General features: G+C 62.0%; 27 protein-coding genes. 25 read left to right on the top strand and 2 right to left on the bottom strand.

The window, feature by feature from the left end:
* Positions 1–57 precede the first annotated feature (57 nt).
* The 3 genes from rpoB (at position 58) to NLY37_RS09630 (ending at position 9,282) form a co-directional block, all read left to right on the top strand.
* Positions 58–4,194 carry a DNA-directed RNA polymerase subunit beta gene (gene rpoB, locus NLY37_RS09640; protein WP_023686024.1) on the top strand — a complete coding sequence of 1,379 codons (4,137 nt, stop codon included), beginning with the start codon at positions 58–60 and terminating at the stop codon, positions 4,192–4,194.
* A 147-nt stretch (positions 4,195–4,341) separates the two neighbouring features.
* Entirely contained in the window at positions 4,342–8,538 is a 4,197-nt protein-coding gene (rpoC, locus tag NLY37_RS09635; RefSeq protein ID WP_023667434.1) for a DNA-directed RNA polymerase subunit beta', read from the top strand.
* Between the two features lie 78 nt (positions 8,539–8,616).
* Entirely contained in the window at positions 8,617–9,282 is a 666-nt protein-coding gene (locus NLY37_RS09630; RefSeq protein WP_023743050.1) for an O-methyltransferase, read from the top strand.
* A gap of 46 nt (positions 9,283–9,328) precedes the next feature.
* On the opposite strand, the gene NLY37_RS09625 is transcribed toward NLY37_RS09630, so the two are convergent.
* Both NLY37_RS09625 and NLY37_RS09620 read right to left on the bottom strand, forming a co-directional pair.
* Positions 9,329–10,264 (bottom strand): Gfo/Idh/MocA family protein, encoded by a 936-nt coding sequence (locus tag NLY37_RS09625; protein ID WP_023713030.1) that lies wholly within the window; start codon positions 10,262–10,264, stop codon positions 9,329–9,331.
* Positions 10,265–10,370: 106 nt separating this feature from the next.
* Positions 10,371–10,652 (bottom strand): transcriptional regulator, encoded by a 282-nt coding sequence (locus NLY37_RS09620; RefSeq protein WP_023713029.1) that lies wholly within the window; start codon positions 10,650–10,652, stop codon positions 10,371–10,373.
* 484 nt (positions 10,653–11,136) lie between these two features.
* On the opposite strand from NLY37_RS09620, the gene rpsL reads away from it, so the two are divergent.
* The 22 genes from rpsL (at position 11,137) to rplR (ending at position 23,848) form a co-directional block, all read left to right on the top strand.
* Positions 11,137–11,508 (top strand): 30S ribosomal protein S12, encoded by a 372-nt coding sequence (gene rpsL / locus NLY37_RS09615; protein WP_006333356.1) that lies wholly within the window; start codon positions 11,137–11,139, stop codon positions 11,506–11,508.
* A 76-nt stretch (positions 11,509–11,584) separates the two neighbouring features.
* Positions 11,585–12,055: a 30S ribosomal protein S7 gene (rpsG, locus tag NLY37_RS09610; protein ID WP_008875664.1), complete on the top strand. Its 471-nt coding sequence runs from the start codon at positions 11,585–11,587 to the stop codon at positions 12,053–12,055.
* 30 nt (positions 12,056–12,085) lie between these two features.
* Entirely contained in the window at positions 12,086–14,176 is a 2,091-nt protein-coding gene (gene fusA / locus NLY37_RS09605; RefSeq protein WP_023667430.1) for an elongation factor G, read from the top strand.
* Between the two features lie 65 nt (positions 14,177–14,241).
* Positions 14,242–15,417: an elongation factor Tu gene (gene tuf, locus NLY37_RS09600; protein ID WP_023723394.1), complete on the top strand. Its 1,176-nt coding sequence runs from the start codon at positions 14,242–14,244 to the stop codon at positions 15,415–15,417.
* Between the two features lie 69 nt (positions 15,418–15,486).
* Positions 15,487–15,795 (top strand): 30S ribosomal protein S10, encoded by a 309-nt coding sequence (gene rpsJ / locus NLY37_RS09595; RefSeq protein ID WP_010909272.1) that lies wholly within the window; start codon positions 15,487–15,489, stop codon positions 15,793–15,795.
* 61 nt (positions 15,796–15,856) lie between these two features.
* Entirely contained in the window at positions 15,857–16,585 is a 729-nt protein-coding gene (gene rplC / locus NLY37_RS09590) for a 50S ribosomal protein L3 (protein WP_023682606.1), read from the top strand.
* The gene (rplD, locus tag NLY37_RS09585; RefSeq protein ID WP_023672750.1) at positions 16,585–17,205 is read left to right on the top strand and encodes a 50S ribosomal protein L4; all 621 of its coding nucleotides are present in this window, start codon (positions 16,585–16,587) and stop codon (positions 17,203–17,205) included. Before rplC ends, rplD begins: the two co-directional genes overlap by 1 nt.
* A complete protein-coding gene (locus NLY37_RS09580) occupies positions 17,202–17,495 on the top strand; it encodes a 50S ribosomal protein L23 (protein ID WP_023672751.1) in 294 nt (97 codons plus the stop codon). Before rplD ends, NLY37_RS09580 begins: the two co-directional genes overlap by 4 nt.
* A gap of 23 nt (positions 17,496–17,518) precedes the next feature.
* The gene (gene rplB / locus NLY37_RS09575) at positions 17,519–18,352 is read left to right on the top strand and encodes a 50S ribosomal protein L2 (RefSeq protein WP_023706515.1); all 834 of its coding nucleotides are present in this window, start codon (positions 17,519–17,521) and stop codon (positions 18,350–18,352) included.
* Between the two features lie 16 nt (positions 18,353–18,368).
* Complete coding sequence (gene rpsS, locus NLY37_RS09570; protein WP_006205463.1) at positions 18,369–18,647, top strand: 30S ribosomal protein S19; 279 nt, start codon at positions 18,369–18,371, stop codon at positions 18,645–18,647.
* Positions 18,648–18,649: 2 nt separating this feature from the next.
* Complete coding sequence (gene rplV / locus NLY37_RS09565; RefSeq protein ID WP_006205462.1) at positions 18,650–19,039, top strand: 50S ribosomal protein L22; 390 nt, start codon at positions 18,650–18,652, stop codon at positions 19,037–19,039.
* Complete coding sequence (rpsC, locus tag NLY37_RS09560) at positions 19,039–19,764, top strand: 30S ribosomal protein S3 (RefSeq protein WP_023672753.1); 726 nt, start codon at positions 19,039–19,041, stop codon at positions 19,762–19,764. Before rplV ends, rpsC begins: the two co-directional genes overlap by 1 nt.
* 26 nt (positions 19,765–19,790) lie before the next feature.
* A complete protein-coding gene (rplP, locus tag NLY37_RS09555) occupies positions 19,791–20,204 on the top strand; it encodes a 50S ribosomal protein L16 (RefSeq protein WP_006205460.1) in 414 nt (137 codons plus the stop codon).
* A gap of 13 nt (positions 20,205–20,217) precedes the next feature.
* Positions 20,218–20,418 carry a 50S ribosomal protein L29 gene (gene rpmC, locus NLY37_RS09550; RefSeq protein ID WP_006205459.1) on the top strand — a complete coding sequence of 67 codons (201 nt, stop codon included), beginning with the start codon at positions 20,218–20,220 and terminating at the stop codon, positions 20,416–20,418.
* Positions 20,419–20,429: 11 nt separating this feature from the next.
* The gene (gene rpsQ / locus NLY37_RS09545; RefSeq protein ID WP_010909280.1) at positions 20,430–20,669 is read left to right on the top strand and encodes a 30S ribosomal protein S17; all 240 of its coding nucleotides are present in this window, start codon (positions 20,430–20,432) and stop codon (positions 20,667–20,669) included.
* A 72-nt stretch (positions 20,670–20,741) separates the two neighbouring features.
* Positions 20,742–21,110, top strand: coding sequence for a 50S ribosomal protein L14 (rplN, locus tag NLY37_RS09540; protein WP_006205457.1), 369 nt, complete (start codon positions 20,742–20,744; stop codon positions 21,108–21,110).
* Positions 21,111–21,122: 12 nt separating this feature from the next.
* Positions 21,123–21,437 carry a 50S ribosomal protein L24 gene (gene rplX / locus NLY37_RS09535; protein ID WP_013531428.1) on the top strand — a complete coding sequence of 105 codons (315 nt, stop codon included), beginning with the start codon at positions 21,123–21,125 and terminating at the stop codon, positions 21,435–21,437.
* Positions 21,430–22,029: a 50S ribosomal protein L5 gene (rplE, locus tag NLY37_RS09530; RefSeq protein WP_023672755.1), complete on the top strand. Its 600-nt coding sequence runs from the start codon at positions 21,430–21,432 to the stop codon at positions 22,027–22,029. The genes rplX and rplE overlap by 8 nt, the downstream gene beginning before the upstream one ends.
* 27 nt (positions 22,030–22,056) lie before the next feature.
* Positions 22,057–22,362, top strand: a complete 306-nt coding sequence (rpsN, locus tag NLY37_RS09525; protein WP_010909282.1) for a 30S ribosomal protein S14 — start codon at positions 22,057–22,059, stop codon at positions 22,360–22,362.
* A 12-nt stretch (positions 22,363–22,374) separates the two neighbouring features.
* Complete coding sequence (rpsH, locus tag NLY37_RS09520; RefSeq protein ID WP_006205453.1) at positions 22,375–22,773, top strand: 30S ribosomal protein S8; 399 nt, start codon at positions 22,375–22,377, stop codon at positions 22,771–22,773.
* Between the two features lie 41 nt (positions 22,774–22,814).
* The gene (rplF, locus tag NLY37_RS09515) at positions 22,815–23,348 is read left to right on the top strand and encodes a 50S ribosomal protein L6 (RefSeq protein WP_023682603.1); all 534 of its coding nucleotides are present in this window, start codon (positions 22,815–22,817) and stop codon (positions 23,346–23,348) included.
* A gap of 140 nt (positions 23,349–23,488) precedes the next feature.
* Positions 23,489–23,848: a 50S ribosomal protein L18 gene (gene rplR, locus NLY37_RS09510; RefSeq protein ID WP_023682602.1), complete on the top strand. Its 360-nt coding sequence runs from the start codon at positions 23,489–23,491 to the stop codon at positions 23,846–23,848.
* Positions 23,849–23,985: the final 137 nt, after the last annotated feature.

Raw genomic sequence — 23,985 nt, 5'->3', positions numbered from 1 at the left:
CGCATGCAAGGTGAGCCGCGGCGAGGCTCGCCCCGAGTTTATAGCTAAGGAGCGACGATGGCCCAGACCCAGACTTTCAATGGCCGCAGACGCGTACGCAAGTTCTTCGGAAAGATTCCGGAAGTTGCGGAGATGCCGAACCTTATCGAGGTTCAAAAAGCATCCTATGACCAGTTCCTGATGGTGGCGGAGCCCAAGGGTGGGCGTCCGGACGAGGGACTGCAGGCCGTTTTCAAGTCAGTTTTCCCGATCTCCGATTTCTCCGGCTCCTCGATGCTGGAGTTCGTGAAGTACGAGTTCGAAGGACCGAAATTCGACGTTGACGAATGCCGTCAGCGCGACCTGACCTATGCCGCGCCACTCAAGGTGACGCTGCGCCTCATCGTGTTCGATATCGACGAGGATACCGGCGCAAAGTCGATCAAGGACATCAAGGAGCAGGACGTCTATATGGGCGACATGCCGCTCATGACGCTCAACGGCACCTTCATCGTCAATGGCACGGAGCGCGTCATCGTCTCGCAGATGCACCGTTCGCCGGGCGTCTTCTTCGACCATGACAAGGGCAAGTCGCACTCCTCGGGCAAGCTTTTGTTTGCGGCGCGCGTCATTCCCTATCGCGGTTCGTGGCTCGACATCGAGTTCGATTCCAAGGACGTCGTGCACGCCCGCATCGACCGCCGCCGCAAGATTCCGGTGACGTCGCTCTTGATGGCGCTCGGCATGGACGGCGAAGAAATCCTGTCGACCTTCTACAACAAGATCACCTACAAGCGCGCCGGCGACCACTGGCGCATCCCGTTCAACGTCGAGCGTTTCCGCGGCTTGAAGGCCGTTGGCGACCTCGTCGATGCCGACACCGGCGAAGTTGTCGTCGAGGCCGGCAAGAAGATCACCGCCCGCCAGGCAAGGGCGCTTGGCGAAAAGGGTCTGAAGGCGATCAAGGCGACCGACGAGGATCTGCTCGGCAATTACCTGGCCGAGGACATCGTCAACTACGGCACCGGCGAGATTTTCCTCGAAGCCGGCGACGAGATCGATGAAAAGACGCTGAAGGTGCTGCTCGGCACGGGCGAAAGCGAGATCAAGGTTCTCGACATCGACCACGTCAATGTCGGCGCCTACATCCGCAATACGCTCAACGTCGACAAGAACGAGAGCCGCCAGGACGCACTGTTCGACATCTACCGTGTCATGCGCCCGGGCGAGCCGCCGACGCTTGAAACCGCCGAAGCCATGTTCAACTCGCTGTTCTTCGACTCGGAGCGCTACGACCTGTCGGCCGTCGGCCGCGTCAAGATGAACATGCGCCTCGAGCTCAAGGCTGAGGATACCGTGCGCGTGCTGCGCAAGGATGACATCCTGGCCGTGGTCAAGACGCTGGTCGAACTGCGCGACGGCAAGGGCGAGATCGACGACATCGACAATCTCGGCAACCGCCGCGTGCGTTCTGTCGGCGAGCTGATGGAGAACCAATACCGCGTCGGCCTGCTGCGCATGGAGCGCGCGATCAAGGAACGTATGTCCTCGATCGAGATCGATACGGTGATGCCGCAGGACCTGATCAACGCCAAGCCGGCGGCTGCCGCCGTGCGCGAGTTCTTCGGTTCCTCGCAGCTGTCGCAGTTCATGGATCAGACCAACCCGCTGTCGGAGATCACCCACAAGCGCCGCCTGTCGGCACTTGGCCCGGGCGGTCTGACCCGCGAGCGCGCCGGCTTCGAAGTGCGCGACGTGCACCCGACGCATTACGGCCGCATCTGCCCGATCGAGACGCCGGAAGGCCCGAACATCGGTCTGATCAACTCGCTGGCGACCTTCGCGCGCGTCAACAAGTACGGCTTCATCGAAAGCCCGTACCGCAAGATCGTCAACGGCAAGCTGACCAATGAGGTCGTCTATCTCTCCGCTATGGAAGAGTCCAAGCACCACGTTGCGCAGGCCAATGCCGAGCTCGACAAGAATGGTGGTTTCGTCGACGAATTCGTCATTTGCCGCAGCGCCGGCGAAGTGATGATGGCGCCGCGCGAAAACGTCGATCTCATGGACGTGTCGCCCAAGCAGATGGTGTCCGTGGCCGCGGCGCTGATCCCGTTCCTCGAGAACGACGACGCCAACCGCGCGCTAATGGGCTCCAACATGCAGCGTCAGGCCGTGCCGCTGGTGCGCGCCGAAGCGCCGTTCGTAGGCACCGGCATGGAGCCGATCGTTGCCCGTGACTCGGGTGCCGCCATCGGCGCCCGCCGCGGCGGCATCGTCGACCAGGTGGACGCGACGCGTATCGTCATCCGCGCCACGGAAGATCTCGATCCCGGCAAGTCGGGCGTCGACATCTACCGGCTGATGAAGTTCCAGCGTTCGAACCAGAACACCTGCATCAACCAGCGTCCGCTGGTGCGCATGGGCGACCGCGTCAACAAGGGCGACATCATCGCCGACGGTCCGTCGACCGAGCTCGGCGATCTGGCGCTCGGCCGCAACGTGCTGGTCGCGTTCATGCCGTGGAACGGCTACAACTACGAGGACTCGATCCTGCTCTCCGAGCGCATCGTGGCCGACGACGTCTTCACCTCGATCCACATCGAGGAATTCGAGGTCATGGCCCGCGACACCAAGCTTGGACCGGAGGAAATCACGCGCGACATTCCGAACGTTTCGGAAGAAGCGCTGAAGAACCTCGACGAAGCCGGCATCGTCTATATCGGCGCGGAAGTGCAGCCGGGCGACATCCTGGTCGGCAAGATCACGCCGAAGGGCGAAAGCCCGATGACGCCGGAAGAAAAGCTCCTGCGCGCCATCTTCGGTGAAAAGGCGTCCGACGTTCGCGACACCTCGATGCGCATGCCTCCGGGCACCTTCGGCACAGTCGTCGAAGTGCGCGTCTTCAACCGCCACGGCGTCGAGAAGGACGAGCGCGCCATGGCGATCGAACGCGAGGAGATCGAACGCCTCGCCAAGGACCGCGACGACGAGCAGGCGATCCTCGACCGCAACGTCTATTCGCGCCTTTCCGACGTTCTCGTCGGCAAGGAAGCCATTGCCGGGCCGAAGGGCTTCAAGAAGGGCTCGAAGCTGTCGAAGGACACGCTGGACGAGTATCCGCGTTCGCAGTGGTGGCAGTTTGCGGTGGAGAACGAAAAGCTCCAGAGCGAACTGGAAGCCCTGCGTGGCCAGTACGACGATTCCAAGAAGGCGCTCGAGCAGCGCTTCATGGACAAGGTCGAGAAGGTCCAGCGCGGCGACGAAATGCCTCCGGGCGTCATGAAGATGGTCAAGGTCTTCGTGGCCGTGAAGCGCAAGATGCAGCCGGGCGACAAGATGGCGGGACGTCACGGCAACAAGGGTGTCGTGTCGCGGATCGTTCCGGTCGAGGACATGCCTTTCCTCGAGGACGGCACGCATGCCGATATCGTGCTCAACCCGCTGGGTGTGCCGAGCCGCATGAATGTCGGCCAGATCCTGGAAACGCATCTGGGCTGGGCATGCGCGGGCATGGGCAAGAAGATCGGCGAGCTGATCGACGCGTACAAGACGGCTGGAGACATCAAGCCGTTGCGCAAGACGCTCGAGAGCTTCATCCCAGCCAACGACCGCAACGAGCCGGTCCGCGAATATGACGACGAGAGCATCGTTCGCCTCAGCGAGCAGATGCGCCGCGGCGTCTCTATCGCGACACCGGTGTTCGACGGCGCGCATGAAGTCGACATCAACATCATGCTGGAGCAGGCGGGCCTGCACACCAGCGGTCAGTCGCAGCTCTATGACGGACGCACCGGCGAGCCGTTCGATCGCAAGGTGACGATGGGCTATATCTATATGCTCAAGCTTCACCACCTGGTGGACGACAAGATCCACGCGCGTTCGATCGGTCCGTACTCGCTCGTTACCCAGCAGCCGCTGGGCGGCAAGGCGCAGTTCGGTGGCCAGCGCTTCGGCGAAATGGAGGTCTGGGCGCTGGAAGCCTATGGCGCCGCCTACACGCTGCAGGAAATGCTGACGGTGAAGTCGGACGATGTCGCCGGCCGCACCAAGGTCTACGAGGCGATCGTGCGCGGCGACGACACGTTCGAGGCCGGCATTCCCGAGAGCTTCAACGTGCTCGTCAAGGAAATGCGGTCTCTCGGCCTCAATGTCGAGCTGGAGAACACCAAGCTCGACGACAACCCTGTCCGGCTGCCAGATGCTGCCGAATAGGGGCGCGGCCGAGTAAGCAAGACATCCGGTCGCGGAACGCCGCGACCGGATGCGACAAATTCTACGGCCAGTGGGCCGACCACTCAGCGGGCATTTGGCCCGCGTTAGATGCAAGGGGTTTTCGAGGACCCCGAAAAGGAGAACGGCATGAACCAAGAGGTCATGAATCTCTTCAATCCGCAGGCGCCGGCGCAGGTGTTCGATTCCATCCGGATATCGCTCGCCAGCCCTGAGAAGATTCTGTCCTGGTCGTTCGGCGAGATCAAGAAGCCGGAGACCATCAACTACCGCACCTTCAAGCCGGAGCGTGACGGTCTGTTCTGCGCGCGCATTTTTGGCCCGATCAAGGACTATGAATGCCTATGCGGCAAGTACAAGCGCATGAAGTACAAGGGCGTCATCTGCGAAAAGTGCGGCGTCGAAGTCACGCTGTCGCGCGTTCGCCGCGAGCGCATGGGCCACATCGAGCTGGCGGCACCTGTCGCTCACATCTGGTTCCTGAAGTCGCTGCCGTCGCGCATCGGCACGCTGCTCGACATGACCCTGAAGGACATCGAGCGCGTCCTCTACTTCGAGAACTACATCGTCACCGAGCCTGGCCTCACCGCGCTGAAGGAGCACCAGCTGCTCAGCGAGGAAGAGTACATGATCGCCGTCGACGAGTATGGCGAGGATTCGTTCACCGCCATGATCGGCGCCGAGGCCATTCATGACCTTCTGGCCGGCATGGACCTGGAGAAGATCGCCGGCGACCTGCGTTCGGAACTGGCTTCGACCACGTCCGAGCTGAAGCAGAAGAAGTATCTGAAGCGGCTCAAGGTCGTCGAGAACTTCATGGAGTCCGGCAACCGTCCGGAATGGATGATCATGAAGGTGGTTCCGGTGATCCCGCCGGACCTGCGCCCGCTGGTTCCTCTGGATGGTGGACGTTTCGCGACGTCCGACCTGAACGATCTCTATCGCCGCGTCATCAACCGCAACAACCGTCTGAAGCGGCTGATCGAGCTGCGCGCCCCCGGCATCATCGTGCGCAATGAAAAGCGCATGCTGCAGGAAGCCGTCGATGCGCTGTTCGACAACGGCCGTCGCGGCCGCGTCATCACCGGCGCCAACAAGCGTCCGCTGAAGTCGCTGTCGGACATGTTGAAGGGCAAGCAGGGCCGGTTCCGCCAGAACCTGCTCGGCAAGCGCGTCGACTATTCGGGCCGTTCGGTCATCGTCACCGGTCCGGAGCTCAAGCTGCACCAGTGCGGCCTGCCGAAGAAGATGGCGCTCGAACTGTTCAAGCCGTTCATCTACGCCCGCCTCGACGCCAAGGGGTTCTCCTCGACCGTCAAGCAGGCCAAGAAGCTGGTCGAGAAGGAGCGTCCGGAAGTCTGGGATATCCTCGACGAGGTCATCCGCGAGCATCCGGTGCTCTTGAACCGTGCGCCGACGCTGCACCGCCTCGGCATCCAGGCGTTCGAGCCGATCCTGATCGAAGGCAAGGCGATCCAGCTGCATCCGCTGGTCTGCACGGCCTTCAACGCCGACTTCGACGGCGACCAGATGGCCGTTCACGTGCCGCTCTCGTTGGAAGCGCAGCTTGAAGCCCGCGTGCTGATGATGTCGACCAACAACATCCTGCACCCGGCTTCCGGCGCGCCGATCATCGTGCCTTCGCAGGACATGGTCCTGGGTCTCTACTATCTCTCGATCGTCAATCAGAACGAGCCGGGCGAAGGCATGGTGTTTGCCGACATGGGCGAACTCCAGCACGCGCTCGAGACCAAGGCGGTGACGCTGCACTCCAAGATCAAGGGTCGTTTCCGCACGGTCGACGCCGAAGGCAAGGTCGTGTCGAAAATCTACGACACCACGCCTGGCCGCATGATCATCGGCGAGCTGCTGCCGAAGAACGTCAATGTGCCTTACGAGACGGCCAACCAGGAGATGACCAAAAAGAACATCTCCAAGATGATCGACACCGTCTACCGCCACTGCGGTCAGAAGGAGACGGTCATTTTCTGCGACCGCATCATGGCCCTCGGCTTCAGCCACGCCTGCCGCGCCGGCATTTCGTTCGGCAAGGACGACATGCTGATCCCGGACGCCAAGATCAAGCTGGTTTCCGACACCGAAGCTTTGGCCAAGGAATACGAGCAGCAGTACAATGACGGCCTGATCACTCAGGGCGAGAAGTACAACAAGGTCGTCGACGCCTGGGCCAAGTGCTCGGAAAAGGTCGCCGACGAGATGATGGCCCGCATCAAGGCCGTCGAGTTCGAGGACAGTGGCCGTCAAAAGCCGATGAACTCGATCTACATGATGTCGCATTCGGGTGCGCGTGGTTCGCCCACCCAGATGCGTCAGCTCGCCGGCATGCGCGGCCTGATGGCAAAGCCCTCGGGTGAAATCATCGAGACGCCGATCATCTCGAACTTCAAGGAAGGCCTGACCGTGCTCGAGTACTTCAACTCGACCCACGGCGCCCGCAAGGGTCTGGCCGACACCGCCTTGAAGACGGCGAACTCGGGTTACCTCACCCGTCGTCTGGTCGACGTGGCGCAGGACTGCATCGTCAACTCCGTGGATTGCGGCACCGACAAGGGCCTCACCATGCAGCCGATCGTCGATGCCGGTCAGGTCGTCGCTTCGGTCGGTCAGCGCGTGCTGGGCCGCACCTCGCTCGACGACATCACGCACCCGGTTTCGGGCGAGGTTCTGGTCAAGGCCGGAACGCTGATGGACGAGCGTGACGTGGAAAAGATCGAAAAGGCCGGCGTGCAGTCGGTCCGCATTCGCTCGGCACTGACCTGCGAGGTCAGGATCGGCGTGTGCGCGGTCTGCTACGGACGCGATCTTGCCCGCGGCACTCCGGTCAACCAGGGCGAAGCCGTCGGCGTCATCGCGGCGCAGTCGATCGGCGAGCCGGGCACCCAGCTCACCATGCGTACCTTCCACATGGGCGGTACGGCGCAGGTGGTGGACAGCTCGTTCCTTGAAGCCTCGTATGAGGGCAAGGTCGAGATCCGCAACCGCAACGTGGTGCGCAACTCGGACGGCCAGCAGATGGTCATGGGCCGCAACATGGCGGTGCTGATCCTCGACGAAGCCGGCAAGGAGCGTGCCTCGCATCGCCTTACCTATGGTTCGCGCATCTTCGTGGACGATGGCGACAAGGTGAAGCGCGGCCAGCGTATCGCCGAATGGGATCCCTATACCCGCCCCGTCCTCACCGAAATCGAGGGCAAGGTGTCGTACGAGGATCTGGTCGACGGCATTTCCGTTCAGGAAACGGCCGACGAATCGACCGGCATCACCAAGCGCGAGGTCATCGACTGGCGCTCGACGCCACGCGGCAACGACCTCAAGCCGGCGATCGCCATCCTTGACCCCAAGGGCAAGGTCGGCAAGCTGTCGAAGGGCGGCGACGCCCGCTTCCTGCTCTCGGTAGAGGCCATTCTTTCGGTCGAGCCGGGTTCGCAGGTTCGTCCCGGCGACGTTTTGGCGCGTATCCCAATGGAAAGCGCCAAGACCAAGGACATCACCGGCGGTCTGCCGCGTGTTGCCGAACTGTTCGAGGCACGTCGTCCGAAGGATCACGCCATCATCGCCGAGATCGATGGCACGATCCGCTTCGGCCGCGACTACAAGAACAAGCGCCGCATCATCATCGAGCCGCATGACTCGACGCTTGAGCCGGTCGAATACCTGATCCCGAAGGGCAAGCCGTTCCATCTCCAGGACGGCGACGTCATCGAGAAGGGCGACTACATCCTCGACGGCAATCCGGCGCCACACGACATCCTGGCGATCAAGGGCGTGGAAGCACTTGCTTCCTACCTCGTGAACGAAATCCAGGAAGTCTACCGTCTGCAGGGCGTGTCGATCAACGACAAGCACATCGAGGTGATCGTTCGCCAGATGCTGCAGAAGGTCGAGATCACGGTGCAGGGCGACTCGACCTACATTCCGGGCGACCACGTCGACGTGATCGAACTGGAAGAGGTCAACGAGCGCCTGGTCGAGGACGGCAAGAAGCCGGCCGAAGGCCAGCCGGTGCTGCTGGGCATAACCAAGGCCTCGCTGCAGACGCCGTCCTTCATCTCGGCCGCCTCCTTCCAGGAGACGACCAGGGTGCTGACCGAAGCTGCGGTTGCCGGCAAGACCGACATGCTGCAGGGCCTGAAGGAAAACGTCATCGTCGGCCGGCTGATCCCGGCCGGTACCGGCGGCACGATGAGCCAGATCCGGCGCATCGCCACCTCGCGCGACGAACTGATCATCGACGAGCGCCGCAAGGCCTCCGGTGTCGAGGTCGCCGAGCCGATGCTGACCGACATGGTCAACGCCGCGCAGTAAGCGCGGCAGGACGAGAAGAAGGAAAGGGGCCCAAGTGGCCCCTTTCCGCGTTTTGACCCTAATCGGATCGAGGAAAACATGAGCAAGAAGGTATGGACTGACGTCGACGACTACATCGTTTCCTCTCTCTTCGAGGCGGATCCCATCCTCGAAGCGGTGCTTGCGGCCAACCGCGACGAGGGCCTGCCGGCCATCGACGTATCGCCGGCGCAGGGCAAGCTGCTGTCGCTGCTGGTCCGCATCAGCGGCGCCAGGAAGGTGCTGGAGATCGGCACGCTCGGCGGCTACTCGACCATCTGGATGGCAAGGGGATTGCCCGTCGGCGGCAAGATCGTGACGCTCGAACTCGAGCCGCATCATGCAAAAGTCGCGCACTCGAATCTCGAGCGGGCAGGGGTGTCGGACAAGGTCGAGCTCAGGATCGGCCCCGCGCTTCAGTCGCTTGAGACGCTGGCTGCCGAAAATGCCGGTCCGTTCGATCTGATCTTCATCGACGCCGACAAGCCGAACAACCCGAATTATCTGTCATGGGCCATGCGCCTGTCGCGGCCGGGGACGGTCATCATCTGCGATAACGTCATCCGCGACGGCACCGTGCTCAACGACGATGGCCGTGACGCCTATGTCGAAGGCGCACGCGGTGCGTTTTCCTTCATCGGCGGCGACAAGCGCCTGGACGGCACCGCCATCCAGACCGTCGGCGCCAAAGGCTATGACGGCTTTGCGATTGCGATCGTCGAGTAAGGCTGCATGGTGAGTGTCCGGACTGCGGTCCGGCAGAACTCATCGCTCAATCGAAGAACGCTTCCACCACATTGCGCTTGCCGAGCATGAAGGCGTCGGCCACGTGCTGCAGGGGTGCCAAATCGACATCGGAGACGCCGTCGCGTACGACTTCGGCGAAGCGCCGGTAAAGCTGGGGATATTCGGCCTCCGGCTCGTCGTGAACCAACTTGCCGTCGATGGCGAGCTTGGTGCCGCCGCCGGACAGCACCATCTTGCCCTTGTCGGTGTCCGCCCGGATGTCCCAGCTCTGTGGTCCCGTCTGCAGCCAGTCGAGCTCCATGGTCACCGGCAACCCATCCGAGGTGCGGAAGGTCACGTGGGCCGCCACAGGCGAGGCGCGGTTTTCCGGAAAGTCGAGGACGGCCGAGGTGATGAACATCGCCGGCAGGATGTGGGTTGCGATCGACAGTGCGTTGATGCCGGGATCGAAGACGCCGAAACCTCCCGGCGCCCAGATCCAATCCTGGTTCGGGTGCCAGCGGCGGACATCTTCCTTCCAGACGATGGCGGCCGAGTTGACCTTGGCGGACGCCAGGAAGGCGCGCGCGGCCTCCACTGCCGGCGCGTAGCGCGAATGCCAGCTGGCGAACAGTGAAACGCCATTGGCTGCCGCCAGCCGCTTCAGGTCCTCGACCTCACTGACAGTGGCGCCCGGCGGCTTCTCCAGGAAAACATGCTTCTTCGCAATCAGCGCCGTGCGTGCCGCGTCGTAGCGGAACTGCGGCGGCATGCACAGCGACACGGCCTCGAGTTCCGGCACCGCGTCGAGCATCGCCTCAATGGTCGGAAAATTCGGGATGCCGTCCACCTTGCCGTGCCGGCTGGCGGCGGCGATGAGGCGGTAGTCCGCATCCTTCGCCACTGCCGGCAGATGCTGGTCGCGCACGATCTTGCCGACGCCGACGATGCCGAGCTTGATGGGACCATTGTTCGAGGGCATGGGAACTCCGCGGATACGAATTTGGCTGGTTAAGTCGCCCGGTTCTTAGCAGAGAACCGGTGCCGGGCAAGCCGGCGCGGTGACAGGCGCAAGCAGCCGGCGACGCTCAGAGCGGAACCTCGAACGTAACGATCGACACTTCGCCTTCGAGCGCGCCCTGGAAGGCCGACAGATGCGGCTCCTCGTCGGGTACGCCCTCCATATCGCCGATCTGGTCGAGCTCAGCTTCGGCATAGCCTTCGGCGGCGAGCGATTCGAGCGCCCGGCGCACGGCCGAATCGTCGTCGGGCGCGACCAGCATCACATGCACGCCTTCCGGCTTGCCGCCCTTCTTTTTCCAGACGCGGCCGGTGATGATGGTGACCGGGCGCTCCTCATTGTCGTTCACGGGCTGATTCCTTTTGAGACGGGTGCGGGCGAGGGGATTTGCGCTGTCCATGGCGCCTTTTGCCATGAAGAACCCGCGCATGACAGCCAAAAGCCGGTCAGCGCGGGTCACTTTCTTCCTCTGCCTTGCAAAATGAAGAAAGAAAATTACATGCGTCTTTCACATGGCTGCCAAGCCGTCGTCAGCGCGCAATATTTGGCGTGCCGGGGTTGACGGTTCACGGTCTTGCGAGTAGAAGCCGCCCAGTCAGAACCGATGTGAGGCTCTCCCTTCCGAAGCGACACGCTTTGGAGTTTGCCTCAAACAGGGTTCGTTTTACGAGCGAAAAGACATTTCCGGCGCGCATGAAGCGGTTCCCGCTTCCTCTGCATTTTGTTCGGGCAGGACCGCGAGGCGCGGTTTATGGCCCGAATTTGCGTATGGAATTGGCGCTTTGAGCGGCCCTGACCGGGCGAGACACGGAATTGAGAGACAAGAGGGTTTAATGCCTACCGTCAACCAGCTGATCCGCAAGCCGCGCATTGCGCCGGTGAAGCGCAACAAGGTCCCGGCCATGCAGCAGAACCCGCAGAAGCGGGGCGTCTGCACGCGCGTCTATACAACGACGCCGAAGAAGCCGAACTCGGCACTGCGCAAGGTGGCCAAGATCCGCCTGACCAACGGCTTTGAAGTGATCGGCTACATCCCCGGCGAAGGCCACAACCTTCAGGAACACTCCGTGGTCATGATCCGCGGCGGCCGCGTCAAGGATCTTCCGGGCGTGCGCTACCACATCATCCGCGGCGTGCTCGACACGCAGGGCGTGAAGAACCGCAAGCAGCGCCGTTCGAAGTACGGCGCCAAGCGTCCGAAGTAAGGGGCGTCCGAAGTAAGATTTTCCGGCCCTGGCGCTGCTTGAATGCGTCGGGCTACGAGATTGAGAGACAAAAGCCATGTCGCGTCGTCACAGTGCAGAAAAGCGTGAGATCAATCCGGACCCGAAGTTCGGCGATCTGATCGTCACCAAGTTCATGAACGCCGTCATGTATGACGGCAAGAAGTCGGTTGCCGAGACCATCGTCTACGGTGCGCTCGACCAGGTTCAGTCGAAGACCAAGCAGGAGCCGGTCACCGTCTTCCATCAGGCGCTCGACAATGTCGCGCCGCATGTGGAAGTCCGGTCGCGCCGCGTCGGCGGCGCTACCTACCAGGTTCCGGTCGATGTGCGCCCCGAGCGCCGCCAGGCCCTGGCGATCCGCTGGCTGATTGCAGCTGCGCGCAACCGCAACGAGACCACCATGGTCGACCGCCTCTCCGGCGAGTTGATGGACGCGGCCAATAACCGCGGCACCGCCGTGAAGAAGCGTGAAGACACCCACAAGATGGCAGAAGCCAACCGCGCTTTCGCGCACTACCGCTGGTAAAGCGCGAACGAGACTGAGAAGGCATCCACGATGGCCCGCGAATACAAAATCGAAGACTACCGCAATTTCGGTATCATGGCGCATATTGACGCCGGCAAGACGACGACCACCGAGCGCGTCCTCTATTACACGGGCAAGTCGCACAAGATCGGCGAAGTCCACGACGGCGCTGCCACCATGGATTGGATGGAGCAGGAGCAGGAGCGCGGCATCACCATCACGTCCGCCGCCACCACGACCTTCTGGAAGGGTCGCAGCGGCAAGATGTACCGCTTCAACATCATCGACACTCCCGGGCACGTCGACTTCACCATCGAGGTCGAGCGTTCGCTGCGCGTGCTCGACGGCGCCATTGCGCTGCTCGATGCCAATGCCGGTGTCGAGCCGCAGACGGAAACCGTCTGGCGCCAGGCCGACAAGTATAAAGTTCCGCGGATGATCTTCTGCAACAAGATGGACAAGATCGGCGCCGACTTCTACCGCTCGGTCGAGATGATCGGCTCGCGTCTTGGTGCGCATGCCGTCGTCATGCAACTGCCGATCGGCGCTGAGACCGAGTTCAAGGGTGTCGTCGATCTCGTCGAGATGAACGCGCTGGTCTGGCGCGACGAGACGCTGGGCGCTGCCTGGGACGTCGTCGAGATCCCGGCCGACCTTCAGGCCCGGGCCGAAGAATACCGCGAGAAGATGATCGAAGCCGCCGTCGAAATGGACGAGACGGCCCTCGAGAATTACCTCGAAGGCAAGATGCCGTCGAATGACGAGATCCGCGCCCTGATCCGCAAGGGCACCATCGCGGTCAAGTTCTACCCGATGTTCTGTGGCTCGGCCTTCAAGAACAAGGGCGTGCAGCCGCTGCTCGACGCCGTCGTCGAATATCTGCCGTCGCCGGCCGATGTTCCCGCCATCAAGGGCGTCGACGCCAAGACCGACGCCGAGATCGAGCGTCATGCCGACGACAACGAGCCGCTGTCGATGCTGGCCTTCAAGATCATGAACGACCCGTTCGTCGGTTCGCTGACCTTTGCCCGCATCTATTCGGGCAAGCTGACCAAGGGCATCTCGGTCGATAACACCGTCAAGGGCAAGAAAGAGCGCATCGGCCGCATGCTGCAGATGCATGCGAATTCGCGCGCCGACGTCGAAGAAGCCTTTGCCGGCGACATCGTCGCTCTGGCTGGCCTCAAGGACACGACCACCGGCGACACGCTCAGCGATCCGCTGCACCCGGTCATCCTCGAGCGCATGGAATTCCCCGATCCGGTCATCCAGATCGCCATCGAGCCGAAGACCAAGAACGACCAGGAAAAGATGGGCCTCGCCCTTCACCGCCTGGCCGCCGAGGATCCGTCATTCCGCGTCAAGACCGACGAGGAAAGCGGCCAGACCATCATTTCGGGCATGGGCGAACTTCACCTCGACATCATCGTCGACCGCATGCGCCGCGAGTTCAAGGTCGAGGCCAATGTCGGCGCGCCGCAGGTGGCTTACCGCGAGACCATCACCCGCAGGCACGAGCAGGACTACACCCACAAGAAGCAGACCGGCGGTACCGGTCAGTTCGCTCGCGTCAAGATCGTGTTCGAACCGAACCCGGAAAGCTCGGAGTTCGAGTTCGAGACCAAGATTGTCGGCGGTGCGGTTCCCAAGGAATACATCCCGGGTGTCGAAAAGGGCATCAACAGCGTCATGTCGTCGGGTCCGTTCGCGGGCTTCCCGATGATCGGCGTCAAGGCGACGCTTATCGACGGCGCTTACCACGATGTGGACTCCAGCGTTCTGGCCTTCGAAATCGCCGGCCGCGCCTGCTTCCGTGAAGCCGCACCCAAGCTTGGCGTGCAGCTGCTCGAGCCGATCATGAAGGTCGAAGTCGTGACGCCGGAAGACTATGTCGGCAGCGTCATCGGCGACCTGAACGGCCGTCGCGGCCAGATCCAGGGCCAGGAAGCGCGTGGCGTGGCTGTCGTCATCAACGCGATGGTGCCGCTGGCCAACATGTTCAAGTACGTCGACAACCTGCGCTCGATGAGCCAGGGCCGCGCGGCCTACACGATGCAGTTCGATCACTATGAGCCTGTGCCGACCGCGGTCGCCCAGGAAGTCCAGAAGAAATACGCGTAACCCCAGCGGGTTGCATCGGTAACTTAATTCAAGGCCCGTACGGGCGAGCAGATTGGAGACATCACATGGCAAAAGGTAAATTCGAGCGTAACAAGCCTCATGTGAACATTGGCACGATTGGCCACGTCGATCATGGCAAGACGTCGCTGACGGCGGCGATCACGAAGTATTTTGGCGAATACAAGCGCTACGACCAGATCGATGCGGCGCCCGAAGAGAAGGCCCGCGGCATCACCATTTCGACGGCGCACGTCGAATACGAGACGGCAGCGCGCCACTACGCCCATGTCGACTGCCCCGGCCACGCCGACTATGTGAAGAACATGATCACCGGCGCTGCGCAGATGGACGGCGCGATCCTGGTTGTGTCGGCCGCCGACGGCCCGATGCCGCAGACCCGCGAGCACATCCTGCTTGCCCGTCAGGTCGGCGTGCCGTCGATCGTGGTGTTCCTGAACAAGGTCGACCAGGTCGACGATGCCGAGCTGCTCGAACTGGTCGAGCTCGAGGTTCGCGAGCTTCTGTCGAAGAACGAGTTCCCCGGCGACGACATTCCGATCGTCAAGGGTTCGGCGCTGGCAGCACTCGAAGATTCCAACAAGACCATCGGCGAAGATGCGATCCGCGAGCTGATGGCTGCGGTCGATGCTTACATCCCTACGCCGGTTCGTCCGCTGGACAAGCCGTTCCTGATGCCGATTGAAGACGTGTTCTCGATCTCGGGCCGTGGCACGGTCGTCACCGGCCGCGTCGAGCGCGGCATCGTCAAGGTCGGCGAGGAACTGGAAATCATCGGCATCCGTCCGACGACCAAGACGACCTGCACGGGCGTCGAGATGTTCCGCAAGCTGCTCGATCAGGGCCAGGCCGGCGACAACATCGGCGCGCTGCTGCGCGGCGTTGATCGTGAAGGCGTCGAGCGCGGCCAGGTTCTGGCCAAGCCCGGTACGGTGAAGCCGCACAAGAAGTTCGTGGCCGAAGCCTACATCCTGACCAAGGACGAAGGTGGCCGTCACACGCCGTTCTTCACCAACTACCGTCCGCAGTTCTACTTCCGCACGACCGACGTGACCGGCATCGTGTCGCTGCCGGAAGGCACGGAAATGGTTATGCCCGGCGACAACATCACGGTCGATGTCGAGCTGATCGTGCCGATCGCCATGGAAGAGAAGCTGCGCTTCGCCATCCGTGAAGGCGGCCGCACCGTCGGTGCCGGCATCGTCGTCACCATCAAAGAGTAATTTGGACTTAAACCGATCTGTCGCGGGCGCAGGATTTGCCCGCGCCGCGCCAGAACAAGGAAGTGACGCATGAACGGACAGAATATCCGCATCCGCCTGAAGGCGTTTGATCACCGCGTGCTCGACGCCTCGACGAAAGAAATCGTGTCGACGGCCAAGCGCACCGGAGCAAACGTCCGCGGCCCCATTCCGCTGCCGACGCGGATCGAAAAGTTCACGGTCAACCGGTCGCCTCACGTCGACAAGAAGAGCCGCGAGCAGTTCGAGATGCGCACGCACAAGCGTCTGCTCGACATCGTCGATCCGACCCCGCAGACGGTCGATGCTTTGATGAAGCTCGATCTGGCCGCCGGTGTCGACGTCGAGATCAAGCTCTAAGGGAATGAGAGCGCGGTAAGGGGCGGTGCCCCTGGCCCGGAACTCTAAAGGAATTGAACCGATGCGTTCAGGTGTGATTGCAAAGAAGGTGGGAATGACCCGCATCTATAATGATGCCGGGGAACATGTTCCCGTCACCGTTCTTCAGATGGAGAACTGCCAGGTCGTGGCTCAGCGCACGCAGGAGAAGAACGGCTATACCGCCGTCCAGCTCGGCGTTGGCCTTGCCAAGGTGAAGAACACGTCGAAGGCGATGCGCGGCCATTTCGCGACCGCTTCCGTCGAGCCGAAGGCGAAGGTCGCCGAGTTCCGCGTCTCCGCCGACAACATGATCGATGTCGGCGCCGAGATCACCGTCGAGCACTTCGTCGCCGGCCAGAAGGTCGATGTGACGGGGACGACAATCGGCAAGGGTTTCCAGGGCGTCATCAAGCGCCACCACATGGGTGGTGGCCGCGCGACGCACGGCAACTCGGTTTCGCACCGTACGCACGGTTCGACCGGCCAGCGTCAGGACCCGGGCAAAGTGTTCAAGGGCAAGCATATGGCTGGCCACATGGGCGACACCCGCGTCACCACACAGAATGTCGAGATCGTTTCGACCGACGCCGATCGCGGCCTGATCCTGATCCGCGGTGCGGTTCCCGGATCGAAGGGCGCCTGGATCCTGGTCCGCGATGCGGCCAAGGTGGCACTGCCGGCCAATGCGCCGAAGCCTGCCGCGATCCGCGCCGTTGCAGCCGAGAGTGGCGCGAAGAACGAGGCTCCGGCCGCAGAGGGAGCAGAATAATGGATCTCAAGATCACAACGCTTGGCGGCAAGGACGCAGGCAAGGTGAAACTCTCCGAGGAGATTTTCGGCCTTGATCCGCGCGAGGACATCCTGCAGCGCGTCGTGCGCTGGCAGCTGGCCAAGCGCCAGCAGGGCACGCACAAGGCCAAGGGCCGCGCCGAAATCGCGCGCACCGGCGCCAAGATGTACAAGCAGAAGGGTACGGGCCGCGCCCGTCACCATTCGGCACGCGCTCCGCAGTTCCGCGGCGGCGGCAAGGCCCACGGCCCGGTCGTTCGCAGCCACGAGCACGATCTGCCGAAGAAGGTGCGCGCTCTGGGCTTGCGGCATGCTCTCTCGGCCAAGGCCAAGAGCGCGTCGATCATCATCATCGACGAGCTGAAGCTGACCGAGGCCAAGACGAAGGCGCTGATCGCGAATTTCGCGACACTGGGCCTGACCAACGCCTTGGTGATTGGCGGTGCCGAGCTTGACCAGAACTTCAAGCTGGCGGCGACCAACATCCCGAACATCGACGTGCTGCCCATCCAGGGCATCAACGTCTACGACATTCTGCGCCGCGGCACGCTGGTCCTTTCGAAGGCCGCCGTCGAGGCTCTCGAGGAGCGCTTTAAATGACCGACCTCCGTCATTACGACGTGATCGTCTCGCCGGCGATCACCGAAAAGTCGACCATGGCTTCCGAGAACAACCAGGTTGTTTTCAACGTCGCCAAGAAGGCGTCGAAGCCGGAAATCAAGGCCGCTGTCGAAGCGCTGTTTGGCGTCAAGGTTACGGCCGTGAACACGCTTGTCCGCAAGGGCAAGATCAAGCGCTTCCGCGGCACGATCGGCCGCCAGAGCGACGTCAAGAAGGCGATTGTGACACTGGCCGACGGCCAGTCGATCGACGTCGCGACGGGTCTCTGAGCTAGGCCGCGAGGACAACAAACATGGCACTTAAAAAATTCAACCCGGTAACGCCGAGCACCCGCCAGCTGGTCATCGTCGACCGCTCGGGCCTCTACAAGGGCAAGCCCGTCAAGGGTCTGACCGAAGGCCTGACCAAGTCGGGCGGCCGCAACAATCACGGCCGCATCACGGCCCGCTTCATCGGCGGCGGTCACAAGCGTTCGTACCGCATCATCGACTTCAAGCGCCGCAAGTTCGACGTCGTCGGCACGGTCGAGCGCATTGAATACGATCCGAACCGCACCGCCTTCATCGCGCTGATCAAGTATGACGATGGCGAGCTGTCCTACATCATCGCTCCGCAGCGCCTTGCCGCCGGCGACAAGATCGTGGCCGGTGAATCGGTCGACGTGAAGCCAGGCAATGCGATGCCGCTGGCCTCGATGCCGGTCGGCACGATCGTCCACAACATCGAGCTGAAGCCGGGCAAGGGTGCCCAGGTCGCACGTTCGGCGGGTGGCTATGGCCAGCTGGTCGGTCGCGACCAGGGCATGGCGATCCTGCGCCTCAACTCGGGCGAGCAGCGTGTCGTTCACGGCTCCTGCATGGCCACCGTCGGCGCCGTGTCGAACCCCGACCACGGCAACATCAACGACGGCAAGGCCGGCCGCACGGTCTGGCGCGGCAAGCGCCCGCACAATCGCGGCGTGACCATGAACCCGGTCGACCATCCGCATGGCGGTGGTGAAGGCCGCACCTCCGGTGGCCGTCATCCGGTCAGCCCGTGGGGAAAGCCGACCAAGGGCAAGAAGACGCGGTCCAACAAGGCGACCGACAAGTTCATCCTGCGCTCGCGCCATCAGCGCAAGAGCTAAGAAGAGGTAACGCCAAGTGACTCGTTCTATTTGGAAAGGCCCCTTCATCGACGGCTACCTTCTCAAGAAGGTGGACAAGGTTCGTGAAGGTGGTCGCAATGAGGTGATCAAGATGTGGAGCCGTCGCTCCACCATCCTGCCGCAGTTCGTCGGCTTCACCTTCGGTGTCTACAACGGCCAGAAGCATGTTCCCGTCTCGGTGAACGAGGACATGGTCGGTCACAAGTTCGGTGAATTCGCTCCGACCCGGACCTATTACGGTCACGGCGCGGATAAGAAGGCGAAGAGGAAATAATCATGGGCAAGGCCAAAGCTCCGCGCAGGCTTGCTGACAACGAAGCGCGCGCCGTTCTGCGCACGATCCGTATCAGCCCGCAGAAGCTGAACCTGGTTGCCGCGCTGATCCGCGGCAAGAAGGTCGCGACAGCGCTTTCCGATCTCGAATTCTCGGCCAAGCGGATTTCCGGCACGGTCAAGAAGACGCTGGAATCGGCGATCGCCAACGCGGAAAACAACCACGACCTCGACGTCGATGCGCTGATCGTGGCGGAAGCCTATGTCGGCAAGTCGATCGTCATGAAGCGGTTCCATGCTCGTGGCCGCGGTCGCGCCAGCCGTATCGAAAAGCCGTTCTCGCACCTCACGATCGTCGTTCGTGAAGTCGAAGAAAAAGGGGAGGCCGCATAATGGGCCAGAAAGTCAATCCGATCGGTCTGCGCCTCGGCATCAACCGCACCTGGGATTCGCGCTGGTTCGCGAACACCGGCGAGTACGGCAAGCTGCTGCATGAGGACATCAAGATCCGCAAATATCTTGAAAAGGAACTCAAGCAGGCTGCGATTTCGAAGGTCGTGATCGAGCGCCCGCACAAGAAGTGCCGCGTCACCATCCATGCGGCGCGCCCGGGCCTGATCATCGGCAAGAAGGGCGCCGACATCGAGAAGCTTCGCAAGAAGCTGATGGAGATGACGAAGTCCGAGACGCACTTGAACATCGTTGAAGTGCGCAAGCCGGAAATCGACGCGACCCTGGTCGCCCAGTCGATCGCCCAGCAGCTCGAGCGTCGTATCGCGTTCCGCCGCGCCATGAAGCGCGCCGTTCAGTCGGCCATGCGCCTGGGCGCCGAAGGCATCCGCATCAACTGCGCCGGCCGTCTCGGCGGCGCCGAGATTGCGCGCATGGAATGGTACCGCGAGGGCCGCGTGCCGCTGCATACGCTGCGCGCCGATGTCGACTATGGCACGGCCGAGGCGCACACGGCTTACGGCATCTGCGGCGTCAAGGTGTGGGTGTTCAAAGGCGAAATCCTCGAGCACGATCCGATGGCTTCGGAGCGTCGCGCGACCGAGGGTGATGCTGCGCATGGCGGTGGTGGTGATCGCGAACGCGGTCGTCGTCGCGAAAACGCCTGATTATTTAGGAATTTGGAGTTAGAACGATGCTGCAGCCAAAGCGCACAAAGTTCCGCAAGCAGTTCAAGGGCCGTATCCATGGTACCGCAAAGGGCGGCACCAACCTGGATTTCGGTGGTTTCGGGCTGAAGGCGCTTGAACCGAACCGCGTCACCGCGCGTGAGATCGAGGCGGCCCGCCGCGCGATCACTCGTGAGATGAAGCGTGCCGGCCGCGTGTGGATCCGTATTTTCCCTGATGTGCCGGTGACGTCGAAGCCGACCGAAGTGCGCATGGGCAAGGGCAAGGGCGCTGTCGATTACTGGGCGGCGCGCGTCAAGCCGGGCCGCATCATGTTCGAGATCGACGGCGTCAACGAAGAAACCGCCCGTGAGGCGCTGCGTCTCGGCGCGGCCAAGCTCTCGGTCAGGACGCGCTTCGTACAGCGCATCGCAGAATAAGGACGGGCTGATCATGAAAGCCGAAGACATCCGGACGAAGACCCAGGACCAGCTGACCGACGATCTGGCCAGCCTGAAGAAGGAGCAGTTCAACCTGCGCTTCCAGAAGGCCACCGGCCAGCTCGAGAAGACCGCGCGCGTGCGGCAGGTTCGCAAGGACATTGCGCGTATCAAGACCATCGCTGCGGAAAAGTCCGCGGCCAAGAAGGCTTAAGGACGAAAATCATGCCAAAGCGCATTCTGCAGGGCACTGTCGTCAGCGACAAGAACGAGAAGACGGTAGTCGTCAAGGTCGAACGGCGCTTCACGCATCCCGTGATGAAGAAGACCGTGCGCATGACCAAGAAGTACAAGGCGCACGACGAGAACAACGCCCACAAGGTCGGCGATCAGGTGTTCATCCAGGAATCGAAGCCGATTTCCAAGGACAAGCGCTGGATCGTCGTGTCTTCGGACCAGGCGTAACAAACCGAATTTTGGACAGACCGGGGAGGGGCTTTGAGCCCGTCCCGTTAGAAGAGAAGAAGGCGGCCAGTCATGATTCAGATGCAAACAAACCTCGACGTCGCGGATAATTCCGGCGCCCGTCGTGTCATGTGCATCAAGGTGCTGGGCGGCTCGAAGCGGAAATACGCTTCCGTAGGCGACATCATCGTGGTGTCGATCAAGGAAGCCATTCCGCGCGGCCGCGTTAAGAAGGGCGATGTGATGAAGGCGGTCGTGGTTCGCACGGCCAAGGACATCCGCCGCCCGGACGGCAGCGTGATCCGTTTCGACAAGAACGCGGCCGTTCTCGTCGACAACAAGAAAGAGCCGATCGGCACGCGTATCTTCGGACCGGTTCCGCGCGAACTCCGCGCCAAGAACCACATGAAGATCATCTCGCTCGCGCCTGAAGTGCTGTAAGGAGCCGGACCAATGCAAAAGATTAGAAAAGGCGACAAGGTCGTCGTGCTGGCCGGCAAGGACAAGGGCCGTTCGGGCGAAGTCCTCTCGGTTCAGCCGAAGGAAGACACCGCGCTGGTGCGCGGCGTCAACATGATCCGTCGTCACCAGAAGCAGTCCCAGTCCCAAGAGGGCGGGATCATCACCAAGGAAGCGCCGATCCAGCTGTCGAACATCGCGCTGGCCGACCCCAAGGATGGCAAGCCGACCCGCGTCGGCTTCATCTTCCAGAAGGACGGCAAGAAGGTGCGCGTCGCCAAGCGCTCGGGAGAAGTCATCAATGGCTAAGGCTCAAACCACGAAGCCCAAGGCTGAAAGCAAACAGTCCAAGGCCCAGAACACGCCGCGCCTCAAGCAGGTCTACAACGAGACCATCCGCAAGGCGCTGCAGGAGCAGTTCGGCTACGAGAACGAGATGCAGGTTCCGCGCATCGACAAGATCGTGCTGAACATGGGCGTCGGCGAAGCGACCGCGGATTCGAAGAAGCCTTCGATCGCGGCCGAAGACCTGGCGATGATCGCCGGCCAGAAGGCCGTCGTCACCCGCGCCCGTAATTCGATCGCCGGCTTCAAGGTCCGCGAGAAGATGCCGATCGGCGCCAAGGTCACGCTGCGCAAGGAACGCATGTACGAGTTCCTCGACCGTCTCGTGAACATCGCACTGCCGCGCGTCCGCGACTTTCGCGGACTGAATCCGAAGAGCTTCGATGGCCGTGGCAACTACGCCATGGGCATCAAGGAACACATCGTGTTCCCGGAGATCAACTACGACAAGGTTGATCAGATCTGGGGCATGGACGTCATCGTTTGTACGACTGCGAAGACGGACGACGAAGCCAGGGCGTTGCTCAAGGCCTTCAACTTCCCCTTCCGCCAGTAACGGCAGCGAGAAAAGGAAAAATCTGAAATGGCAAAGACCAGCTCAGTCGAGAAGAACAACAGGCGCCGCAAGCTTGCCGACCAGTACGGTCCCAAGCGCGCAGCGCTCAAGGCGATCATCATGGACCAGTCCAAGCCGATGGAAGAGCGTTTCCGCGCTCAGCTGAAGCTTGCTGCCCTGCCGCGCAACTCGGCCAAGATCCGCATCCGCAACCGCTGCGAAGTTACCGGCCGTCCGCGCGCCTATTATCGCAAGCTCAAAGTATCGCGCATCGCGCTTCGTGATCTCGGCAATAACGGCCAGATCCCGGGCCTGGTCAAGTCGAGCTGGTAAGGAGGACATAACATGTCATTGAGCGATCCTCTCGGCGATATGCTGACCCGCATCCGCAACGCGTATGGCCGCAAGAAGTCGAGCGTTTCGACGCCGGCCTCGCGCCTGCGTACCCGCGTCCTCGACGTGCTGAAGGCTGAAGGCTATATCCGCGACTACAGCCAGACCGACTTCGACAACGGCAAGTCCGAAATCGAAATCGAGCTGAAGTATTTCGACGGTGCTCCGGTCGTGCGCGAAATCGCCCGCGTCTCGAAGCCTGGCCGCCGCGTTTACGTTTCGGCCAAGTCGATCCCGCACGTCGCCAACGGCCTCGGCATCGCCATCCTTTCGACGCCGAAGGGCGTGATGGCCGATCACGAAGCACGCGAACAGAATGTCGGCGGCGAAATCCTCTGCCAGATTTTCTAATTCGGCAGACCTGAAACAAGAGAAGTGACGAGGACAACCAAATGTCTCGTATTGGAAAGAAACCCGTTTCGCTGCCGCAGGGCGTGACCGCGACCGTCAACGGCCAGACCGTGACGGCGAAGGGCCCCAAGGGCGAGCTGAAGTTCGTGGTGAACGACGAAGTGCTGGTCAAGATGGAAGGCAGCGAAATCGCTGTCCAGCCGCGCGACCAGACCAAGACTGCCCGCTCCAAGTGGGGCATGTCGCGCACGCAGATCGTCAACATCCTGCAGGGCGTCAAGGACGGTTTCGAGAAGAAGCTCGAGATCACCGGCGTCGGCTATCGCGCGGCACTTCAGGGCAAGAACCTGCAGCTCGCGCTTGGCTTCAGCCACGACGTCGTTTACGAGACGCCGGCCGGCATCACGATCACTGTGCCGAAGCCGACGGAAATCACCGTGACCGGCATCGACAAGCAGCAGGTCGGCCAGGTTGCAGCCGAGATCCGCGAGTATCGCGGTCCCGAGCCCTACAAGGGCAAGGGTGTCCGCTATGCCGGCGAGAAGATCGTCCGCAAGGAAGGCAAGAAGAAGTAGTAGGCTTGGCCCCGAAAAGTTGCAGACTTTTCGGAAAAGGCCAAGCCAAAGAAGTTTAACGCCGCGGGGAGCGGTCGCGGGTGGCGCTTTCGCCTACCGCACATGGCGGCCCCCGTTTTTTGAAGGCAAGGAAGACTATCATGGCTACCAAGGAATCCATCCAGCGCCGCGCGCAGCGCGTCCGCCGCCAGATCAAGAAGGTCGCCGGCGAACGTCCGCGTCTCTCGGTTCACCGCACGTCGAAGAACATCTACGTGCAGGTCATCGACGACGCCAAGGGCCATACCATCGCGGCTGCATCGACACTCGAGAAGGACCTCAAGGGTTCGCTCAAGACCGGCGCCGACACCGAGGCAGCAGCCGCTGTTGGCAAGCTGATCGCCGAGCGCGCTTCGAAGGCCGGCGTCAAGGAAGTCGTCTTCGACCGCGGCGCCTACATCTATCACGGCCGCGTCAAGGCGCTGGCCGAGGCTGCCCGTGAAGGCGGTCTGAGCTTCTAATTGCCTGATCCCGAACCGAAGGTCAGCGCAGCAAAAAGTTGCAGACTTTTCGGACAAGATCATGCAAGGAAAAATAGTTCGCCCCCGGTGACCCAAAGAGGCGCACCGGATCTTATCAGCAACCGTGCTTCCGGAAA

The organism is Mesorhizobium sp. C395A, assembly GCF_030323205.1.
In the GTDB taxonomy this organism is placed as follows: Bacteria; Pseudomonadota; Alphaproteobacteria; order Rhizobiales; family Rhizobiaceae; genus Mesorhizobium.
Note: the sequence above shows the minus strand (reverse complement) of the source record. Positions and strands in the feature narration are given on the sequence as shown.

Excerpts from the sequence above, each read along its gene's own strand:
- rpoB (WP_023686024.1), top strand. The coding sequence starts at position 58 with ATGGCCCAGACCCAGACTTTCAATGGCCGCAGACGCGTACGCAAGTTC.
- rpoC (WP_023667434.1), top strand. The coding sequence starts at position 4,342 with ATGAACCAAGAGGTCATGAATCTCTTCAATCCGCAGGCGCCGGCGCAG.
- NLY37_RS09630 (WP_023743050.1), top strand. The coding sequence starts at position 8,617 with ATGAGCAAGAAGGTATGGACTGACGTCGACGACTACATCGTTTCCTCT.
- NLY37_RS09625 (WP_023713030.1), bottom strand. The coding sequence starts at position 10,264 with ATGCCCTCGAACAATGGTCCCATCAAGCTCGGCATCGTCGGCGTCGGC.
- rpsL (WP_006333356.1), top strand. The coding sequence starts at position 11,137 with ATGCCTACCGTCAACCAGCTGATCCGCAAGCCGCGCATTGCGCCGGTG.
- rpsG (WP_008875664.1), top strand. The coding sequence starts at position 11,585 with ATGTCGCGTCGTCACAGTGCAGAAAAGCGTGAGATCAATCCGGACCCG.
- fusA (WP_023667430.1), top strand. The coding sequence starts at position 12,086 with ATGGCCCGCGAATACAAAATCGAAGACTACCGCAATTTCGGTATCATG.
- tuf (WP_023723394.1), top strand. The coding sequence starts at position 14,242 with ATGGCAAAAGGTAAATTCGAGCGTAACAAGCCTCATGTGAACATTGGC.
- rpsJ (WP_010909272.1), top strand. The coding sequence starts at position 15,487 with ATGAACGGACAGAATATCCGCATCCGCCTGAAGGCGTTTGATCACCGC.
- rplC (WP_023682606.1), top strand. The coding sequence starts at position 15,857 with ATGCGTTCAGGTGTGATTGCAAAGAAGGTGGGAATGACCCGCATCTAT.
- rplD (WP_023672750.1), top strand. The coding sequence starts at position 16,585 with ATGGATCTCAAGATCACAACGCTTGGCGGCAAGGACGCAGGCAAGGTG.
- NLY37_RS09580 (WP_023672751.1), top strand. The coding sequence starts at position 17,202 with ATGACCGACCTCCGTCATTACGACGTGATCGTCTCGCCGGCGATCACC.
- rplB (WP_023706515.1), top strand. The coding sequence starts at position 17,519 with ATGGCACTTAAAAAATTCAACCCGGTAACGCCGAGCACCCGCCAGCTG.
- rplV (WP_006205462.1), top strand. The coding sequence starts at position 18,650 with ATGGGCAAGGCCAAAGCTCCGCGCAGGCTTGCTGACAACGAAGCGCGC.
- rpsC (WP_023672753.1), top strand. The coding sequence starts at position 19,039 with ATGGGCCAGAAAGTCAATCCGATCGGTCTGCGCCTCGGCATCAACCGC.
- rplP (WP_006205460.1), top strand. The coding sequence starts at position 19,791 with ATGCTGCAGCCAAAGCGCACAAAGTTCCGCAAGCAGTTCAAGGGCCGT.
- rpmC (WP_006205459.1), top strand. The coding sequence starts at position 20,218 with ATGAAAGCCGAAGACATCCGGACGAAGACCCAGGACCAGCTGACCGAC.
- rpsQ (WP_010909280.1), top strand. The coding sequence starts at position 20,430 with ATGCCAAAGCGCATTCTGCAGGGCACTGTCGTCAGCGACAAGAACGAG.
- rplN (WP_006205457.1), top strand. The coding sequence starts at position 20,742 with ATGATTCAGATGCAAACAAACCTCGACGTCGCGGATAATTCCGGCGCC.
- rplX (WP_013531428.1), top strand. The coding sequence starts at position 21,123 with ATGCAAAAGATTAGAAAAGGCGACAAGGTCGTCGTGCTGGCCGGCAAG.
- rplE (WP_023672755.1), top strand. The coding sequence starts at position 21,430 with ATGGCTAAGGCTCAAACCACGAAGCCCAAGGCTGAAAGCAAACAGTCC.
- rpsN (WP_010909282.1), top strand. The coding sequence starts at position 22,057 with ATGGCAAAGACCAGCTCAGTCGAGAAGAACAACAGGCGCCGCAAGCTT.
- rpsH (WP_006205453.1), top strand. The coding sequence starts at position 22,375 with ATGTCATTGAGCGATCCTCTCGGCGATATGCTGACCCGCATCCGCAAC.
- rplF (WP_023682603.1), top strand. The coding sequence starts at position 22,815 with ATGTCTCGTATTGGAAAGAAACCCGTTTCGCTGCCGCAGGGCGTGACC.
- rplR (WP_023682602.1), top strand. The coding sequence starts at position 23,489 with ATGGCTACCAAGGAATCCATCCAGCGCCGCGCGCAGCGCGTCCGCCGC.